The organism is Sinomonas sp. T428B, assembly GCF_056780155.1.
In genome coordinates, this window is record NZ_JBRAZR010000001.1 from 3,149,034 (window position 1) to 3,164,963 (window position 15,930).

20 protein-coding genes are annotated in these 15,930 nt (G+C 71.8%); 9 read left to right on the top strand and 11 right to left on the bottom strand.

What is annotated here, in order from left to right; genetic code table 11:
* The first annotated feature begins 43 nt into the window (after positions 1 to 43).
* Positions 44 to 925 carry a 1,4-dihydroxy-2-naphthoate polyprenyltransferase gene (locus ACUYMY_RS14545; RefSeq protein ID WP_481705067.1) on the top strand — a complete coding sequence of 294 codons (882 nt, stop codon included), beginning with the start codon at positions 44 to 46 and terminating at the stop codon, positions 923 to 925.
* Here ACUYMY_RS14545 and ACUYMY_RS14550 read toward each other — a convergent pair whose 3' ends face one another.
* Positions 926 to 1,306 (bottom strand): DUF4229 domain-containing protein, encoded by a 381-nt coding sequence (locus ACUYMY_RS14550; RefSeq protein ID WP_481704245.1) that lies wholly within the window; start codon positions 1,304 to 1,306, stop codon positions 926 to 928. It abuts the gene before it with no gap.
* A 25-nt stretch (positions 1,307 to 1,331) separates the two neighbouring features.
* Between ACUYMY_RS14550 and ACUYMY_RS14555 the strand changes: the two genes are divergently transcribed.
* Positions 1,332 to 1,598 carry a PLDc N-terminal domain-containing protein gene (locus ACUYMY_RS14555; protein WP_481704246.1) on the top strand — a complete coding sequence of 89 codons (267 nt, stop codon included), beginning with the start codon at positions 1,332 to 1,334 and terminating at the stop codon, positions 1,596 to 1,598.
* Positions 1,599 to 1,855: 257 nt separating this feature from the next.
* Here ACUYMY_RS14555 and ccsB read toward each other — a convergent pair whose 3' ends face one another.
* From ccsB to ACUYMY_RS14580, 5 genes are read right to left on the bottom strand one after another with little or no spacing between them, the layout of a single operon-like run.
* Positions 1,856 to 2,878 carry a c-type cytochrome biogenesis protein CcsB gene (gene ccsB, locus ACUYMY_RS14560; protein WP_481704247.1) on the bottom strand — a complete coding sequence of 341 codons (1,023 nt, stop codon included), beginning with the start codon at positions 2,876 to 2,878 and terminating at the stop codon, positions 1,856 to 1,858.
* On the bottom strand, positions 2,878 to 4,635 hold the full coding sequence (gene resB, locus ACUYMY_RS14565) for a cytochrome c biogenesis protein ResB (RefSeq protein ID WP_481704248.1): 1,758 nt from the start codon (positions 4,633 to 4,635) through the stop codon (positions 2,878 to 2,880). Before resB ends, ccsB begins: the two co-directional genes overlap by 1 nt.
* A complete protein-coding gene (locus ACUYMY_RS14570; protein ID WP_481704249.1) occupies positions 4,635 to 5,393 on the bottom strand; it encodes a cytochrome c biogenesis CcdA family protein in 759 nt (252 codons plus the stop codon). Before ACUYMY_RS14570 ends, resB begins: the two co-directional genes overlap by 1 nt.
* Position 5,394: 1 nt before the next feature.
* The gene (locus tag ACUYMY_RS14575; RefSeq protein WP_481704250.1) at positions 5,395 to 6,030 is read right to left on the bottom strand and encodes a TlpA family protein disulfide reductase; all 636 of its coding nucleotides are present in this window, start codon (positions 6,028 to 6,030) and stop codon (positions 5,395 to 5,397) included.
* Between the two features lie 18 nt (positions 6,031 to 6,048).
* Positions 6,049 to 6,717 (bottom strand): histidine phosphatase family protein, encoded by a 669-nt coding sequence (locus tag ACUYMY_RS14580; protein WP_481704251.1) that lies wholly within the window; start codon positions 6,715 to 6,717, stop codon positions 6,049 to 6,051.
* A 199-nt stretch (positions 6,718 to 6,916) separates the two neighbouring features.
* On the opposite strand from ACUYMY_RS14580, the gene ACUYMY_RS14585 reads away from it, so the two are divergent.
* From ACUYMY_RS14585 to ACUYMY_RS14600, 4 genes are all read left to right on the top strand, one after another.
* A complete protein-coding gene (locus ACUYMY_RS14585; RefSeq protein ID WP_481704252.1) occupies positions 6,917 to 7,465 on the top strand; it encodes a YceI family protein in 549 nt (182 codons plus the stop codon).
* 133 nt (positions 7,466 to 7,598) lie between these two features.
* Entirely contained in the window at positions 7,599 to 8,375 is a 777-nt protein-coding gene (locus ACUYMY_RS14590; protein WP_481704253.1) for a hypothetical protein, read from the top strand.
* A 4-nt stretch (positions 8,376 to 8,379) separates the two neighbouring features.
* On the top strand, positions 8,380 to 9,252 hold the full coding sequence (locus ACUYMY_RS14595) for a hypothetical protein (RefSeq protein ID WP_481704254.1): 873 nt from the start codon (positions 8,380 to 8,382) through the stop codon (positions 9,250 to 9,252).
* 29 nt (positions 9,253 to 9,281) lie between these two features.
* The gene (locus ACUYMY_RS14600; RefSeq protein WP_481704255.1) at positions 9,282 to 9,965 is read left to right on the top strand and encodes a hypothetical protein; all 684 of its coding nucleotides are present in this window, start codon (positions 9,282 to 9,284) and stop codon (positions 9,963 to 9,965) included.
* Here ACUYMY_RS14600 and ACUYMY_RS14605 read toward each other — a convergent pair.
* Both ACUYMY_RS14605 and ACUYMY_RS14610 read right to left on the bottom strand, forming a co-directional pair.
* Positions 9,955 to 10,665, bottom strand: a complete 711-nt coding sequence (locus ACUYMY_RS14605; RefSeq protein WP_481704256.1) for a redox-sensing transcriptional repressor Rex — start codon at positions 10,663 to 10,665, stop codon at positions 9,955 to 9,957. The genes ACUYMY_RS14600 and ACUYMY_RS14605 overlap by 11 nt on opposite strands.
* Positions 10,666 to 10,755: 90 nt before the next feature.
* Positions 10,756 to 11,010: a glutaredoxin family protein gene (locus tag ACUYMY_RS14610; RefSeq protein ID WP_481704257.1), complete on the bottom strand. Its 255-nt coding sequence runs from the start codon at positions 11,008 to 11,010 to the stop codon at positions 10,756 to 10,758.
* Between the two features lie 94 nt (positions 11,011 to 11,104).
* Here ACUYMY_RS14610 and ACUYMY_RS14615 point away from each other — a divergent pair, with 94 nt between their 5' ends.
* Complete coding sequence (locus tag ACUYMY_RS14615) at positions 11,105 to 11,914, top strand: HAD family hydrolase (RefSeq protein WP_481704258.1); 810 nt, start codon at positions 11,105 to 11,107, stop codon at positions 11,912 to 11,914.
* 147 nt (positions 11,915 to 12,061) lie between these two features.
* On the opposite strand, the gene ACUYMY_RS14620 is transcribed toward ACUYMY_RS14615, so the two are convergent.
* The 3 genes from ACUYMY_RS14620 to ACUYMY_RS14630 all read right to left on the bottom strand — a co-directional run bounded on the left by ACUYMY_RS14620 (position 12,062) and on the right by ACUYMY_RS14630 (position 13,659).
* Complete coding sequence (locus tag ACUYMY_RS14620) at positions 12,062 to 12,160, bottom strand: 30S ribosomal protein bS22 (protein ID WP_003792170.1); 99 nt, start codon at positions 12,158 to 12,160, stop codon at positions 12,062 to 12,064.
* A 115-nt stretch (positions 12,161 to 12,275) separates the two neighbouring features.
* Positions 12,276 to 12,488 (bottom strand): helix-turn-helix domain-containing protein, encoded by a 213-nt coding sequence (locus tag ACUYMY_RS14625; protein WP_481704259.1) that lies wholly within the window; start codon positions 12,486 to 12,488, stop codon positions 12,276 to 12,278.
* 10 nt (positions 12,489 to 12,498) lie between these two features.
* Positions 12,499 to 13,659, bottom strand: a complete 1,161-nt coding sequence (locus ACUYMY_RS14630) for a 3-deoxy-7-phosphoheptulonate synthase (protein WP_481704260.1) — start codon at positions 13,657 to 13,659, stop codon at positions 12,499 to 12,501.
* A 309-nt stretch (positions 13,660 to 13,968) separates the two neighbouring features.
* On the opposite strand from ACUYMY_RS14630, the gene ACUYMY_RS14635 reads away from it, so the two are divergent.
* Positions 13,969 to 14,988, top strand: a complete 1,020-nt coding sequence (locus ACUYMY_RS14635) for a LacI family DNA-binding transcriptional regulator (RefSeq protein WP_481704261.1) — start codon at positions 13,969 to 13,971, stop codon at positions 14,986 to 14,988.
* 195 nt (positions 14,989 to 15,183) lie between these two features.
* Positions 15,184 to 15,894, top strand: a complete 711-nt coding sequence (locus ACUYMY_RS14640; protein ID WP_481704262.1) for an ANTAR domain-containing protein — start codon at positions 15,184 to 15,186, stop codon at positions 15,892 to 15,894.
* Positions 15,895 to 15,930: the final 36 nt, after the last annotated feature.

A 15,930-nucleotide genomic window follows, 5' to 3' on the forward strand; every position in this document is an offset into this window, starting at 1 on the left:
CCGCACCGACCAGTACCAGACCCAGAACCAGAGGACTCAACACGTGGCAACTCCCGCCCAGTGGATCGCCGGCTCGAGGCCGCGGACCCTGCCCATGGCCGTCGCGCCCGTGGTGATCGGCAGCGCCGCGGCGTTCGGGCTCGGCGCGTTCAGGCCCCTCAACGCCGTCCTGGCCGCGCTCGTTGCCCTCCTGCTCCAAGTCGGCGTCAACTACGCGAACGACTACTCCGACGGCGTCCGCGGCACGGACGACAACCGGGTGGGGCCCTTCCGGCTCACGGGCTCGGGCGCGGCCGAGCCGGCCGCCGTCAAGCGCGCGGCGTTCATCGCGTTCGGCGCCGCGATGGTGTTCGGGCTGCTCCTCGTGATCCTGTCGCAGACGTGGTGGCTGCTCCTCGTCGGCCTCGGCTGCGTCGCCGCGGCGTGGGGGTACACGGGCGGGAAGAACCCGTACGGCTACCTCGGGCTCGGGGACGTGTTCGTGTTCGTGTTCTTCGGGCTCGTGGCCACGCTCGGCACGGCGTACACGCAGGCGGGCACGCTCAGCCCTGCCGCGTGGATCGGCGCGGTCGGGACCGGCCTCATCGCGGACGCGCTGCTCATGGCCAACAACGTCAGGGACATCCCCACGGACCGCGTCTCCGGGAAGCGGACCATGGCCGTGCGGCTGGGCGACACGCGGGCCCGGAAGGCCTACGTGTGGATGCTCGGGATCGCAGTGCTCTCCCCGCTCGTGCTCGTGCCGTGGAACCCGTGGATGCTGCTCGTGCTGCTGCTCGTGCCCGCGTGCCTGACACCGGTCTGGCTCATGCTGGGAGGCAAGCGCGGGATCCGGCTCATCCCCGTCCTGCAGCAGACCGGGCTCATGAACCTCGGCTACGCGGCGCTGTTCTCGCTCGCGATCGTGCTCGGGGTCTCGGTCTAGCTAGGCCCGGTCCTCGGGCCTGCCCTCGGGCTCCTGCTTGCCCTCGGGCTCCTCGCCCGGGCGCTGGCTCCGGGGCTTCTCCTCGGGCCGGGGCTCCTCGGGCCGGGGCTCCTCGGGCCGGGGCTCCTCGGTGAGCGCGTCCTCGGCCTCGGCGTCCTCGAGCTCCCTGCTCGTGCGCACCTGCTTGCGGCCGCCGAAGACGTCCCGGACCTCCTCGGCGGCGTCGTCGCGCTGGCGGCGCAGGAAGAGGTAGTTGATGGCGAAGGCGATGAGCACGGCGTAGACCGCCGAGAGGAGCCCGCCGATCCCGAGGGCCATGAAGACGGCGAACGGGACCACGAAGAGGACGGTGCGGATCAGGAAGTACTTGAGTGAAGCCACTGGACGAGCTTACTAAAATGGCCATATGATCCGCGCTCTGCCCATCATCCTCGTCCTCGCCGTCTGGCTCTACGGGGTGGTCGACTGCGCGCTGAGCGACCGCGGCTCCGTCCGCGGCGGCCTCTCCAAGACCAGCTGGTTCCTCGTGTCCCTCCTGCCGGCCGTCGGCACCGCCCTCTGGTTCATCTTCGGGCGCCCGCGCAAGGCCACTCCCCCGCCCGCCGCGGGCAGGGGGCGGGGCCGCCGCCCGATTGCCCCGGACGACGACCCCGACTTCCTGCGCGGGCTCTGAGGCCGGCGCGCTCTCACCTAGCGCGCCCCTGGCGCCCACCCCCCGTGAGCCACGCGGCCGACGGCGTCACTTGAGTCCCGTCGTCGCGATCCCCTTCACGAGGTACTTCTGGCTGCACAGGCCGCGCCCGGCACAACAGGCCATGGCGCGGGCCTGCCATGCCGGGCCAAGCCTGTTGTGCGACCGGATCGGCGCCGAGCGCCAGAGCGAGGAGCACCAGGGCCCGGAGTACCGGGGCCCGCACAGAGCCCCAGGGATCAGAGCCCCGAGTAGGAGTGCAGCCCCGAGAAGTACATGTTCACGACCGTGAAGTTGAAGATCACGCAGAGGTAGCCGGTGATGGAGAGCCACGCGGCGCGGGCCCCGCTCCAGCCGCGGGTCGCGCGGGCATGCAGGTACGCCGCGTACACGACCCAGATCACGAAGCTCCAGACCTCCTTGGTGTCCCAGCCCCAGAAGCGGCCCCACGCCTTCTCGGCCCAGATCGCGCCGAACATGACCGTCAGGGTCCAGCCGACGAACGCGATGGTGTTGATCCGGTAGCTGAGCGTCTCGAGGGTGAGCGAGCTCGGCACGAGCCGCATGAACCCGCCGCGCTCGGGCTCGCCGGCGGCGATGCGGGCCTCGCGGCGGCCCTGGATGAGCTGCAGCACGCCGAGCGAGAACGTGAGCGTGAACAGGGCCGAGGAGAGCACCGCGATCGAGACGTGGATGACGAGCCAGTAGCTCTGCAGGGCCGGGACGAGGTGGCCCACCGGTGTCCAGAACGCGACGGCGGCGGCGACCATCATGACCGTCGCGAGGCCCAGGACGAAGATGCCGAGGAAGCGCAGGTCGCGGCGGATGAGGACCGCGAGGAAGACCGCGACGACGAGGAAGGCGCCGGTCGTGCAGAACTCGTACATGTTGCCCCACGGCACGCGCCCGGCCGCGATGCCGCGGGTCAGGACGCCGGCGGCGTGCAGCACGAGGCCCAGGATGCTCAGCGCGACGCCCACGCGTGCGGCCTTGCGCTTGCCCACGTACTTGAGCCCCGGGTCGGCGACGACGGCGGTCGCGACCGCGGTGCCGCCTCCCGCGGCGCCGCCCGCCTGGGCGGCGGACTGCGCGGCCCGGGCCGCCGCCTTCTCGTCGGCGAGCCGCGCGGCGTCGAGTTGGGCGACGCGACCGCTCGTGGCGACGTCCCACGCGAACGCGAAGAACGCGACGGCGTAGGTCCCCGCCGTCAGCAGCATGAACAGCTCGCTGTAGGAGCCGAGGAAGGGGTTGATCTCAGGCATCATGCGTCCTTGTGCGTGGGGGTGGTAGTCGTGGGGCTCGCGTCGGCGTCGGCGCCCGGCGCGCGCGCTGTGCCTTCCGCCTGGCCAGCGCCGGGCGCCTCGCCCGCTCCGGGCGGGAGGCCCCAGGCCTCGGCGAGGGCCGCCCGGACGGCGCGGCCCTCGGCCGCGAGCCCGTGGTCCTCGCCGCGGGCGAGCAGGCCGTACTCGACCATCGTGCGCCCGTCCACGTGCCGGCCCACGCGCACCCACAGCCGCCGGCGGCTCAGGAAGAGCGAGACCACGAGGCCCGCGAGGGAGAAGACCGCGAAGGCGAGCGCGCCGGCCTGGCCCGGGTTGTGGTGGATGTCGAGCGCGACGAAGCGCTTGAGCCCGTCGAAGCTGATCGAGCCCTGCCCGTCGGGGAGGGTGTACGTCTCGCCCGCCCCGAGCACGATGCCGCCCGCGGGCTTGTCCCGGCCGTTCACCTGGGTGAGCTTCGCGACGTCGAGCGCGTACACGTTCTGCGGCTTCCCGGCGTCGAGGCCCAGGTCCCCCACGTAGGAGTTGAGGTTGAGCTGGGGGTTGAGCGGGTCCGGGTCGGCGCTGAAGGACACGCCGTCCTGGCCCTCGACCGAGGTCGGGAGGAAGAAGCCGACGAAGCCCAGCTGCGTGGGCCGCGCGTCCGGGGCCTTGATGACGATGGTCGAGGTGTAGACGGCGTCGGTCGGGATCGACGGGATGGGGCCCTGGTAGGCGATCTGCCCGTCCCCGCCGCGCACGGTCACGATGGGCGCGTAGCCGTTGCCCACGAGGTACACGCTCGTCCCGCCGATGGCCACCGGGTCGTTGACCTTGAGGATGCGCTGCTGCGCCTCGGCGTCCGGGGAGTCCTTCGTGGTCAGGTACCCCGTGAAGTCCAGCGGCTGGCCGAACTGCCTGACCGACTCGCGGTCGTAGCGGACCTCGAACTTGTCCAGCTGGAGCGAGTACGGCTCGAGCGAGGAGGACTGGAAGTTCGTCCCTGGCGTGAACGTGTCGTAGCCGACGAGCGTGTTGACGAACGTCTCGCCCTCGACGAGCGTGCGCTGGCCGCTGTAGCCGAAGAGCCCGCCCACCGCGACGGAGACGAGCACGCCGATGAGCCCCGCGTGGAAGCAGAGGTTGCCGAGCTCCTTGAGGTAGCCCTTCTCGGCGCCCACCGAGGCCAATCCCGTCCCGTCTCCAGCCGGGCGCAGGTCCACACGGTAGCCGCGCCGCTTGAGCACGCCGGCGGCCTGCTCGGCCGCCTCGTCCGGCGCGAGGCCCCTGTCCGCCGGCACGACGAGCGTGCCGTACTCGGGCAGGCGGCTCAGCCGCGCGGGCGTGCGCGGGGGCTTGGAGCGCCACTGCTTCCAGTGGGCGATGGCGCGCGGGACGATGCAGCCGATGAGCGAGATGAACAGGAGCAGGTAGACGGCCGAGAACCACGCCGAGGAGTAGACGTCGAACATCTGCAGCGCGTCGAGGACCGGGCCGTAGTCGGGGTGGTCCTTGAGGTACTGGGTGACGACGGCGGGGTTCGCGGGGCGCTGCGGGAACAGCGAGCCCGGGACGGCGGCGACGGCCAGGAGCAGGAGCAGGAAGAGCGCCGTCCGCATGCTCGTCAGCTGGGTCCAGGCCCAGCGCAGCATCCCGAGCACGCCGAGGGCGGGAAGGGCGACGTCGGGGCGCTGGGACTGCTTGCCCGGCGCCTCGGGCTGGAGCTGCTTGTCCGGCGGTGCAGTGTTCTTCTCGCTCATCAGACGGGCAGCTCCACGGTTCCGATCCAGATCTGCAGCTGGCTGATCCACTGGCTCCACACGCCGGAGACCATGAGGACGCCGACGAGGATCAGCAGGCCTCCGCCGGCGGCCTGGAGGGCCCGGCGGTGGCGCTTGAAGAACGCCATGGCCCCGAGCCCGCGCCGCACGCCGAGGGCGATGAGCACGAACGGGATGCCGAGGCCGAGGCAGTAGACGAAGGTCAGGAGGGCGCCCTTGTAGGCGCTCGCGCCGTCCGAGAAGGCGAGGAGCTGGACGGCAGCCAGGGTCGGGCCGATGCAGGGGACCCAGCCAAGGCCGAACGTGACCCCGAGCAGGGGCGCGCCCCACAGGCCCGCGGGCGGGCGGGCGTGGACGCGCGCCTCGCGCTGGAAGATCCCGAGCCCGCCCATGAAGACGATGCCCATGAGCACGACGACGATGCCGAGCACGCGGGTGAGCCAGCCCGAGGAGATCGCGAGCCACGAGCCGAGCTGGCCGAACACGGCCCCGGTCGCGACGAAGACCGCCGTGAACCCGAGCACGAACAGCCCGATCCCGCCGACCATGCGCCCGCGCCGCTGCTTCTCGAGGTCCACGCCGGTCAGGCCCGTGACGTAGCCGAGGTAGCCGGGCACGAGCGGGAGGACGCACGGGGACAGGAAGGAGACGAGGCCCGCGAGCAGCGCGACGGGCAGCGCGATGAGCAGCGAGCCGTTGAGGACGGCGTCGCTGAAGGTGTTGGCCGGGACGCCCACGCTACTCGGCCGCCGCGGAGGTGATGAGGGCCTTGAGCGTGCCGCGCTCGAGCTGGCCGAGGATGCGCGAGGCCACGCGGCCCTGCTTGTCGAGCACGAGCGTCGTCGGCACGGCGCCCGGCGGCACCATGCCCGAGACGGCGAGGAGGACCTGGCCGTCGCGGTCGTTGAAGCTCGGGTAGGTGATGCCGAAGGTCTGCTCGAACGCCTCGGCGGTGCCCTTCTCGTCGCGGAGGTTCACGCCGAAGAACCGCACGCCCTGGGGCGCGAACTCGGCGTGCAGGGCCTCGAGCTCGGGGGCCTCGACGCGGCACGGCGCGCACGCGGCGAACCAGAAGTTCAGCACCGTGACCCCGCCCGCGAACTCGGAGGAGGCCACGCGCGTGCCGTCGTAGAGGGTGCCCGTGAACGCGATGGGGTCCTTGCGCTGGCCCGCGGCGTACTCGGTCACCGATCCGTCCCCGGCGACGTAGTTCTTGTTGTCGCCGGCGCGGGCCTGCGCGGCGAGCGGGTCCTCGGCGGCGCAGCCGGAGAGGACCGCCGCGAGGCCTGCGGCCGTGACCGCGCCGGCGGCAGCCAGCAGCCGCCTGCGGGAGAGGCCGCGGCTGGTTCCGGGGGCGGGATCGTGCTGGGTCATGCTCTGCTCTCTCGCGTCTCAGGCGCCGGGGGTCGTGGCGGCGCCGGGCAGGAGCCAGGCCGCCGGCTCCGCGTAGCGCACGGCCGTCACGGCGCCGGTCGCGGCGTCGATGTCGAGGCTCGTCACGGAGGTCAGGGTGCACTCGCGCCGGCGCGGATCGTGGGCGAGGCGGCGGCCCTCGGCCTTGAGCCGCGCGGCCCAGATGGGCAGCTGGTGGGCGACGAGGATCGCCTGCGCGCCGTCTCCCCCGCGCTCGACGGCGATGCGCGCGGCATCCGCCGCGGCCTCGAGGACGCGCGCGGCCTGGGCCTCGTAGGACTCGCCCCACGAGGGCCGCAGGGGGTTGGCGAAGTAGCGCCAGTGCTTCGGCTTGATGAGCTCGAGCCGGCTGACCCTGAGCCCCTCGAAGTGGTTCTCGGCCTCGATGATGCGCGGCTCGGTCTCCACCGTCAGCCCGAGCGCCGCGGCGGTCGGGGCCGCCGTCTCCTGGGCCCGCGTGAGGGGCGAGGCCGCGATGTAGGCGAACCGCGCGCCGTCGTGCGCCTGCTGCGCGAAGTGCTCGGCGAGGCACTCGGCCATGCGCAGGCCGAGCTCGGACAGGTGGAAGTCCGGGAGCCGGCCGTACAGCACGCCGGCAGGGTTGAACACCTCGCCGTGGCGCAGCAGATGGACGGTTGAGGAGGGCATGACATCCAGTTTCTCAAAGGTACCGGGCAGCGGCGAAATCGCGGCAGACCGGGCCGTGTTGGTTCTACGAATTGTAGAAGTAGCACGTCCACCCGGGAGTTGCCTGAGTGACGTCGGCCACAGGGCCTTGCGATAGATGCATATGCATGATTCTATGGAGTCATCAGTTAGTTGATGCTTCAATCAAAAGGAGATTGCCATGACGACCATCGCCCCCGAACTCACCACCGGCACCTGGACCCTCGACCCCTCGCACAGCGAGGTTGCCTTCACCGTCCGCCATGCGGGCATCAGCAAGGTCCGCGGCCGCTTCACCGATGTCTCCGGGACCGTGGAGGTCGGAGACGGCGTCGGCACCCGTGCCACCGCGGTCATCAAGACGGCGTCCTTCGACTCGGGCGACGCGAACCGGGATGCACACGTCAAGGGCGCCGACTTCTTCGACGTCGAGCAGTTCCCCGAGATCACCTTCACGTCCACGTCGATCGAGGCCAACGGCGACGACTTCGACGTCACTGGCGACCTCACGATCAAGGGCGTGACCCGTCAGGTCACGATCGAGACCGAGTTCAACGGCACGGCCCTCGACCCCTTCGGCAACACGCGCGCAGGCCTCTCCGGCGAGACCACGATCTCCCGCAAGGAGTTCGGCCTCACGTGGAACGCCGTCCTCGAGACCGGCGGCGTGCTCGTCTCGGACAAGGTCGTCATCTCCCTCGACCTCGCGTTCATCGCGCCGCAGGCCTGATCCTCCCTGCCTGGCCGGTCCATCCCGGCCCTGCAGCCCCGTTCCGGCAGCCCCGTCCCGGCCCTCGCCGGGGCGGGGCCACGGGCGTCCCTCGGACCTAGTCGGCATGCCGCCGCGCGGATACAGTGACGGCATGAGCACCCCTAATGAGCAGCCGGGTCCGCAGGACCCCGACGGCAAGCCCCGGCCCAACCCGTATGAGAGCCCCTACGGCCAGCCGCAGAAGAGCCCGTACGGCCAGGAGCCGTACGGCGCCGGGCCCTCTGGCGGCCAACCCTCCGGTGACCAGCCGCCCTACGGCTACCAGCCGCCGTCGTACGGCCAGCCGCCCTACGGCAACCAGCCGCCGTCGTACGGCCAGCCGCCCTACGGCAACCAACCGCCGTCATACGGGCAGCAGCCCTACGGTGAGCCCGCCGCCGCGCAGGCGGGCAGCCCGTTCCAGATGCCGGCCGACAGGCCGCGCTCGTTCCAGGACGTCATGCCGGCCGGCGGCTTCTCAGGCATGTTCAGGGTGGAGGGCCTGCCCACCGAACTGAAGGTCTCGTACTGGATCTGGCTCATCAGCGGTGCCCTCGGCGTGGTCTTCGGCCTCTTCGGCTTCCTGGCCGGCATCGCGCTCACCGCGGCGATGGGCGGCTTCGGCGCGATCCTGCTCGTGCTCGTCCTGCTCGGCATCGTCCTCGCGGCGGCGCAGGTCATCCTCGCCCTGAGGATGAAGGAGGGCAAGCAGTGGGCGCGCCTCGCGCTGACGGTCCTCACCGGCGTCTCGCTTCTGCTGTCCCTCCTTGCTCTGGGCGGCGACGGCGGGGCGAACTTCTTCGGCTTCGTCGTCGCCGCGGTCGCCACCGTGCTCATGTGGGTGCCCAACTCGCAGGCGTGGTTCCAGCGCGTGGCGGGACGGGCCTGACCGGATGACGCACGACTCCTCACCTGGCGGCAGCGGCGGGCCCGGCCGCGACGAGGGCGCGGACGAGCCGAAGGGCAACGGCGCGAACGGGGCCCAGGGTGCCAATGGCCACGAGCAGGGCGGCCGGCCCGCACCGCGGTACGGGCAGTACGCGCCCCAGCCGCCGCAGCAGGGGCAGCAGCCGCCGCGGTACGGGCAGTACGGGCAGCAGCCGCCTCAGTATGGGCAGCCCGGGCAGCAGCCGCCTCAGTACGGCCAGCCCGGCCAGCAGCCGCCGCAGTACGCGCAACCCGGGCAGCAGCCGCCCCCCTTCGGCGGCTACGGCCAGCAGCCGCCCGCATACGGCAAGACAGGCTACGGCCAGTTCGGCAGCGCACCGTCCGCGGCCGCATCGCAGAGCGCTGTCCGGACAGCGTCGCTGATGTTCATCCTCACGGCCGTGGCCGAGGTCGTCATCTCCGCCGTCACGTCGGCCATGCTGCTCAACCTTCCCGACGACGAGCTGCGCTCGGTCTTCGAGCAGGCCGGCGGCGCGGCCACAGGCGTGACGTTCGAGCAGCTGCGCAGCGCGATGGACGCCTTCGTGTGGTTCGTGCTCGCCTGCGCGATCGTCAACGCGGCGGTGCTCGTGCTCTGCGCCGTGTTCCTGCGCAAGGGCCGCCGCTGGGCCCGCACCCTCGGCACGGTGTTCCTGTGCCTGACCCTCGGAAGCATCGTGGGGGGCAGCATCTTCGCCCTCATCACGATCGCCCTCGCGATCACGACGATCGTTCTCCTGTTCCGCCCGCCGGTCACGGCATTCCTGGCGGGCCAGGACGGCTTCACCGGCCCCTACACGCCGCGAGGCCCCAGTCTCGGCAACCCGTACGGACAGTGAATCAACCACCAGATCAGGGAGAGTGACACATGACGCAGCACAATCCCCAGGCCGGCGCCTATCCTCAGGGCCCGGGCTACCCGCAGGGTCAGGAGCCGCAGCAGGCAGGCGCCCACGCGCCGTCGGACGCCTACCAGGGCCCGTGGCCGAGCCAGCTGCCCAGCGGCACGTTCCCCGGCATGCCCTCCTTCGGGATCCAGCGGCCGGTGAGCGTCTCTGTCTCGTTCTGGCTCATGATCGCCACGGGCATCCTGCCGCTCATCGCCGTGCCGCTGATCCTCGAGGAGGTGCTCGTCTACATGCGGGAGATCTTCTCCCAGGCGTCGGCCATCTCGGGCGAGGCCCTCCCGCCCGGCCTCATCGAGCAGATCACGGCCTTCCTGGTCCCGGGCATGTGGATCTCGGCCCTGTTCCAGGCAGGCATCTACGTCCTCCTGGGCCTGGGCATCCGGACCGGCATGAACTGGGTGCGCATCGTCTCGACCGTGTTCGCGTGCCTCGGGCTGCTGTCCATCGCCGGCTCCCTCGCGCTGCTCGTCACGCTGGGCATTCCCCTCGAGATGGTCTACACGGGCCCGGTCCTCGCGTACGTGCCGAGCTACGTGGCCTCGGCGTGCTTCGTCGCCTCGGTCGTCGCGGCCTGGATGCCGACGGCCAACGCCTATTTCGCGGCCCGCAGGGCCGCACGCCTCGGCGTCGGCTTCATGCGCTGACGTCGCTCCCCGAGGCGGGCTCGCCGCTCTGCCCGCCTGACTCCCCGCGCTGGGCGTGGTAGGCGAGGATCTGCAGCTCGGTGGCCATGTCAACCTTGCGCAGGGTCACGCCCTCGGGGACCTGGAGGATGGTCGGGGCGAAGCTGAGGATGCTGCGCACGCCCGCGGCCACGACCCGGTCGCAGACGGCCTGGGCCACCGAGGCGGGGAGCGCGAGGACGGCCATGTTGGTGCGGGTGCGCCGGAAGATGGCCTCGAGGTTCGCCGCGTCCGCGACGCGCAGCCAGCCGACCTCGTTGCCGATGATCTGCGGGTCCGTGTCGAGCAGGGCGACGACGTCGAAGCCGCGCGTGCCGAACCCGCCATACCGGGCGAGCGCCCGGCCGAGGTTTCCGGCGCCGACGATGGCCACACGCCAGTCCCGCGTGAGCCCGAGCGCCACGGACAGGTGCTGCTGGAGGTTCTCGACCTCGTAGCCGACGCCGCGCGTGCCGTAGGAGCCGAGCTGGGACAGGTCCTTGCGCAGGGTCGCCGAGCTCACGCCCGACGCCTCGGCGAGGGCGTCCGAGGAGACGCGCTCGACGCCGTCGGCAATGAAGCCGTTGAGGGCTCGCAGGTACACGGTGAGGCGGGCCACGACGGCGGGCGGCAGGCCCTTGCCGGCAGGGGACTCCCCCGGCGTCCTGCCCTGTCCAGTCACGTGAGTCCTCCCTCGGCCTGTGCCGCCCCGGCGGCCTGATTCACTCTAGGACTGGGCCGCAGCGGGCGCAAAAACCTGAGCCGCCGACGTTCAACCCTCGCGGGCCGCCGCGACGATCCTGCGGAGGCGGGCCTCGTTGATCGTCCAGAAGTCCCGCTGGACGCCGTCGACGAGGACGACCGGGACCTCCTCGGCGAAGCGGCGGTGCAGCTCGGCGTCGTCGTCGATGCTCTGTTCCGACCACCCGAGCCCGGCGTCGGCGGCGACGCGGGCGACGACGTCGCGCGCCGCCTCGCACAGGTGGCACTGGTTCTTGGTGACGAGGACTATCTCCGGCGTGTGCACCCCCATACGGTAGCGCGCCCATACGGTAGCGCGCCGCCGCCGCGGCCGGGCCGGGAATCCGGGCGCCCGCCGGCGTCCTCGCTAGACTCGTGGCATGCCTGACGAGAAGAAGGCCCGGGTCCGCGCACGCCCCGCACGGCCCGAGCGGCCCGCTGAGGCGGCCTTCTTCGACGTCGACAACACCCTCATGAAGGGCGCGAGCCTGTTCCACGTGGGCCGCACGATGTACGCCCGCGGCGCGTTCCGGCTCCGCGACGCGCTCGGCTTCGCGTGGAAGCACGCCGCGTTCATCTTCCGCGGGGAGAACCTCGGGGACGTGCATGCCATCCAGGCAGCCGCGCTCACGCTCGCGACGGGGATCATGAGCGAGGACGTCCGCACGCTGGGCAATGAGGTGTACGACGAGTTCATCGAGTCCCGCATCTGGCCCGGGACCCGGGCCCTCGCCGAGCAGCACCTGCGCGTGGGCCGCCGGGTGTGGCTCGTGACGGCGACGCCCATCGAGATCGCCTCGGTCATCGCGGAGCGGCTCGGGCTCACCGGAGCGCTGGGGACCGTCGGCGAGATCGAGGGGGGCGCCTACACCGGGCGGCTCGTCGGGGAGATGCTGCACGGGCCCGCCAAGGCCGTCGCGGTCGCGGAGCTCGCCAAGCGCGAGGGGCTCGACCTGCGGAACTGCTGGGCGTACTCGGACTCCCACAACGACATCCCGCTGCTGTCCCTCGTGGGCCATCCCGTGGCGATCAACCCCGACGTGCGGCTGCGCGCCCATGCGCGGACGCACAACTGGCCGGTCTACGACTTCCGCTCGGGGAGGCGCGCGGCGACCCTGGGACTCAAGCTCGCGACCCTCGGCGGCGTCGCGTACGGCCTGTGGAAGGGCTTCGCGCGCATCCGCGGCTAGCCGCACCTCGGCGTTCCCACGCCCCCACGTCGGCGGCACAGGCCCCCACGTCGGCGACGCAGGCCCCCACCTCGCGTTAATGCGGCGAGGCCCGCCCCTCGTCGGAGGGACGGGCCTCGCGTCACAGGCCTCGTCGAGGCCGGGCGCCTACTTCTTGTTGCGGCGCTGGTGACGAGTCTTGCGAAGCAGCTTGCGGTGCTTCTTCTTGGCCATGCGCTTGCGGCGCTTCTTGATAACCGAACCCACAGTAAGTTCCTTACAGTTGGTGCCCCGCGCCGCTGGCCGGGCGCGCGCTCAGGCGGCTTTCAACCAACTGCTGGTGACGTGACGTAAAACGATCCTGAACAGAATACCGCACGCGTCAGGCGGTCTCGCTCCGGCCCTCGACGACGGCGCTGCGCAGGTACTGCTCGACGGCTGCCTCGGGGACCCGGTAGGAGCGCCCGAAGCGCACCGCCGGCATCTCCCCCGCGTGGACGAGGCGGTATACGGTCATCTTCGAGACACGCATCACCTCCGCCACCTCGGCCACAGTGAGAAAGCGCGAGGAAGAGAAGTCGCCCATCGCAGTCATACAAAGAACTCTAGTGGCTGGAGTGGTTCTTGTGAACGCGCCTGGCCTGGACGGCCTCTGCGAGCTGGCCCAGGACCTCCTCGGTGACCTCCCAGTCCATGCACTTGTCGGTCACGCTCTGCCCATACACGAGCTGGGTGCGCCCGGCCGCGTGGTCCGCGACGTCGAGCGGCTGCGCCCCGCCCACGAGGAAGCTCTCGAGCATGACGCCGGCCACGGCCTCCGCAGCCTCCCCGCCGGCGGCGAGCTGCGCGCCGATCTCGAGCGCGACCTCGGCCTGCCGGTGGTGGTCCTTGCCCGAGTTGGCGTGGCTCGCGTCGACGATGAGCCGCGGGTTGAGCCCCTTGCCGGCGAGCTTCGCGGACGCCTGGGCGACGTGCTCGGCGCCGTAGTTCGGCCCGTCCGAGCCGCCGCGCAGGATCACGTGCGTGTCCGGGTTGCCGGCGGTCGAGACGAGGGCGGCCCGACCGTCGTCGTCGATCCCGAGGAAGGCCTGCGGCGCGGCGGCGGCCCCGCACGCGTCGAGCGCGACCTGGAGCCCGCCGTCGGTGCCGTTCTTGAAGCCCACGGGCATCGACAGGCCCGAGACGAGCTGGCGGTGGATCTGGCTCTCCGAGGTCCGCGCGCCGATCGCGCCCCACGCGATCGCGTCCGCGGTGTACTGCGGGCTGATCGGCTCGAGGAACTCGGTCGCGGTGGGCAGGCCGAGGCCGAGCACGCCGAGGAGGAACTCGCGCGCGGCGCGCAGCCCGCCGGCGATGTCGTGGCTGCCGTCGAGGTGGGGGTCGTTGATGAGGCCCTTCCAGCCCACGGTGGTGCGCGGCTTCTCGAAGTAGGTGCGCATGACGACGAGCACGTCCTCGCGCAGGCCGCGGGCGACGGCGGCGAGCCGGCGGGCGTAGTCGAGGCCAGCCTCGGGGTCGTGGATCGAGCACGGGCCGACGATGACTAGGAGGCGGTCGTCCAGGCCGTCCATGATGGCGCGGACCTCGTCGCGGCCCCGGGTGACGGTCTGCCCGGCCGCCGCGGTGAGCGGGAGCTCGGCGAGGAGCTCACCCGGGGTGGGCAGGGCGGTGAACTCGGCGACGCGGAGGTTGCCGGTCGCGGAGGCGGAGGGGGCGGCGGCCTGGATGCTGCCGGTGCTCTGGATGCTGGTGGCCTGGGGATTCATGGGGTTCCTGTCCTTGCTGTGACAGGCCCTCGAGGGACCAGAGCCTGCCGCTGGAATGGCAAAGGGCAAGGACCGTGAGGTCCCTGCCCTGTTGGCTCTGGAGTCGGTACGCGAAACGCTACGCTTGGCCCTCCAGAGCCAACGCAAAATACGCATACCAACGCTTGATCATGCGTTGGACCATAGCCCGGCCCCGGCCCGCAGGGCAAACGCCGCATCGCAACACGCCGTAACACCGGGTAAGGACGTCCCTGCAGGCAATGCGTAACCGGTTGCTATCCTGTGCGCAGGCACGATCACGGAGGACCGATGGCCCGCATGAGCACCCGCGCCGCGGGGCGCGTGACCATCGCCCACGTCGCGGCGGAGGCCGGGGTCTCCCGAGCGACGGTCTCCCGGGTCATGAACGGGCTCTCGACGGTGGACCCGGCGATCGGCGAGCGGGTGCGCGCCGCCGCGGCCAAGCTCAACTACTCCCCCAACACCGTGGCCCGCAGCCTCGCGATCGGGCGGACCCAGACGGTCGCGATCGTCGTCCCGGACCTCGCGAACCCCATGTTCCAGGAGACCCTGCGCGGGCTCTCGCGCGCCGCGGCGCGGGACGGCTACCGCGTGCTCGTCGCGGACTCCGTCGAGAACCACGCCGAGGAGGTCATCCTCGCGCGCGAGGCGCGGCGGCGCTGCGACGCGCTCGTCCTCGTCGCGCCGCGCATGGACGCCGACCAGCTCGAGGCGCTCCTGCCCGAGCTCGCCCCGGCGGTCCTCGTGAACCGGACCTCGAACGTGCCCGGCATCCCGGTCCTCTCGGTCGACTACGCGACCGGGATCCGGAGCATCGTCGACCACCTCCATGACCTCGGGCACCGGCGGATCGCCTACGTCGCGGGCCCACCGGCGAGCCACGGCGACAAGGCCCGGCGCGAGGGGCTGGGCCGGCCCCTGCACCCTGTCGAGGGCGCGGAGGTCGTCGGGATCCCCTGCGGCGCGATGTTCGAGGACGGGCACTCCGCCGCCGCGGCGGTCCTCGCCTCCGGCGCGACCGCGGCCGTGTGCTTCAACGACCTCGTCGCGATGGGCCTCCTCGCCGCGCTGCACGAGGAGGGCGTCGAGGTGCCCGGGCAGCTCTCCGTGACCGGGTTCGACGACATCCCCTTCGCCCGCTACACCTCCCCCGCCCTCAGCACGGCCTCCGTCCCCCATACGCATCTCGGCGAGCAGGCCTGGACCCGGCTCTGGGCACTCCTCGAGGGGCGGGATCCGGAGCACGACGTCGACGTCGAGCCCCGCCTCGTCGTCCGGGCCAGCACGGGGCCCGTCCGCGGGAACTGATGGCGGGAACCCGCCTCCGCCGCCACAGACCGGAACTTTCCATGGAATCGATTTGACCCGCTCCCCGCCGCCGACGAAGATGAACCGCAGTACAAGCGTTTTGCATCGCGAAACGACGTACCCACCGCTCAAGAATCGGGCACGGTCCAACCGAGGCCTCGGCGTATGCCGGGCCCTGCCCGAAGGAGCGAGACCATGGCTGCCCGGCCAGCGGACCATCCGGCCGCGCATGAGCTGATCCATCTGCTGCTGGCCACCCCTGACCTCCCCCCGCTCCTGGCGGCTCTCGCCGACCGGACGCAGGCGCGGCTCGCGCGCTACGGGACGTACCACTGCGGGATCGTCCTCCAGCGCAGGAATCGGCCGGCGCTCACGGCCGCGAGCAGCGACGCGCTCGAGGCCTCCCTCCAGGATCGGCTCGCGCGCAAGGACCCCCACCTCGTGAGGGTCCTCGACGCCTCTGCGACGTCCCATGCGCACCCCGCCCCCGAGGGCTGGGCGGCCCAGGACGGCCACGGCCTCCTCGTGGTACCGGCCCGGGCGGGGAGGGACGCCCGTGCGGGCCTCGCGATCCTCGGCGAGGTCCCGACCCGCCCTGCGGGGCGCCGCGAGCTCCTCGCCACGATCGGCAGGCTCCGCAACGAGAGCTCGTGGGCCCTCAACCTCGCCGTGCGCTACGCCGACGAGCGGGACCGCGCGGAGAACCGCGCGAAGGCCATGCTCAACCGGACCGTGATCGACATGGCCATCGGGGTGGTCATGGCGCGCAGCGGCTGCTCGACCGAGGAGGCCTTCGACGTCCTGAAGCGGGCATCGAACAACCGGAACGTCAAGCTCCGTGACGTCGCGGCCGAGATCGTCCAGCACGTCCACCCGACGCCGCCGCAGACGGTCTTCTCCGACTGAGCGGGGCTGTCCCTCCCAGCCCCGCATCGCAACACG

What these genes read in the sequence shown, in the direction of transcription:
- ACUYMY_RS14600 (WP_481704255.1), top strand. Translation starts at nt 9,282, where the DNA reads ATGACGCAGCACAATCCCCAGGCCGGCGCCTATCCTCAGGGCCCGGGC.
- ccsB (WP_481704247.1), bottom strand. Translation starts at nt 2,878, where the DNA reads ATGCCTGAGATCAACCCCTTCCTCGGCTCCTACAGCGAGCTGTTCATG.
- ACUYMY_RS14615 (WP_481704258.1), top strand. Translation starts at nt 11,105, where the DNA reads ATGCCTGACGAGAAGAAGGCCCGGGTCCGCGCACGCCCCGCACGGCCC.
- ACUYMY_RS14635 (WP_481704261.1), top strand. Translation starts at nt 13,969, where the DNA reads ATGGCCCGCATGAGCACCCGCGCCGCGGGGCGCGTGACCATCGCCCAC.
- ACUYMY_RS14630 (WP_481704260.1), bottom strand. Translation starts at nt 13,659, where the DNA reads ATGAATCCCCAGGCCACCAGCATCCAGAGCACCGGCAGCATCCAGGCC.
- ACUYMY_RS14595 (WP_481704254.1), top strand. Translation starts at nt 8,380, where the DNA reads ATGACGCACGACTCCTCACCTGGCGGCAGCGGCGGGCCCGGCCGCGAC.
- ACUYMY_RS14575 (WP_481704250.1), bottom strand. Translation starts at nt 6,030, where the DNA reads ATGACCCAGCACGATCCCGCCCCCGGAACCAGCCGCGGCCTCTCCCGC.
- ACUYMY_RS14555 (WP_481704246.1), top strand. Translation starts at nt 1,332, where the DNA reads ATGATCCGCGCTCTGCCCATCATCCTCGTCCTCGCCGTCTGGCTCTAC.
- ACUYMY_RS14640 (WP_481704262.1), top strand. Translation starts at nt 15,184, where the DNA reads ATGGCTGCCCGGCCAGCGGACCATCCGGCCGCGCATGAGCTGATCCAT.
- ACUYMY_RS14585 (WP_481704252.1), top strand. Translation starts at nt 6,917, where the DNA reads ATGACGACCATCGCCCCCGAACTCACCACCGGCACCTGGACCCTCGAC.
- ACUYMY_RS14590 (WP_481704253.1), top strand. Translation starts at nt 7,599, where the DNA reads ATGAGCACCCCTAATGAGCAGCCGGGTCCGCAGGACCCCGACGGCAAG.
- resB (WP_481704248.1), bottom strand. Translation starts at nt 4,635, where the DNA reads ATGAGCGAGAAGAACACTGCACCGCCGGACAAGCAGCTCCAGCCCGAG.
- ACUYMY_RS14625 (WP_481704259.1), bottom strand. Translation starts at nt 12,488, where the DNA reads ATGACTGCGATGGGCGACTTCTCTTCCTCGCGCTTTCTCACTGTGGCC.
- ACUYMY_RS14580 (WP_481704251.1), bottom strand. Translation starts at nt 6,717, where the DNA reads ATGCCCTCCTCAACCGTCCATCTGCTGCGCCACGGCGAGGTGTTCAAC.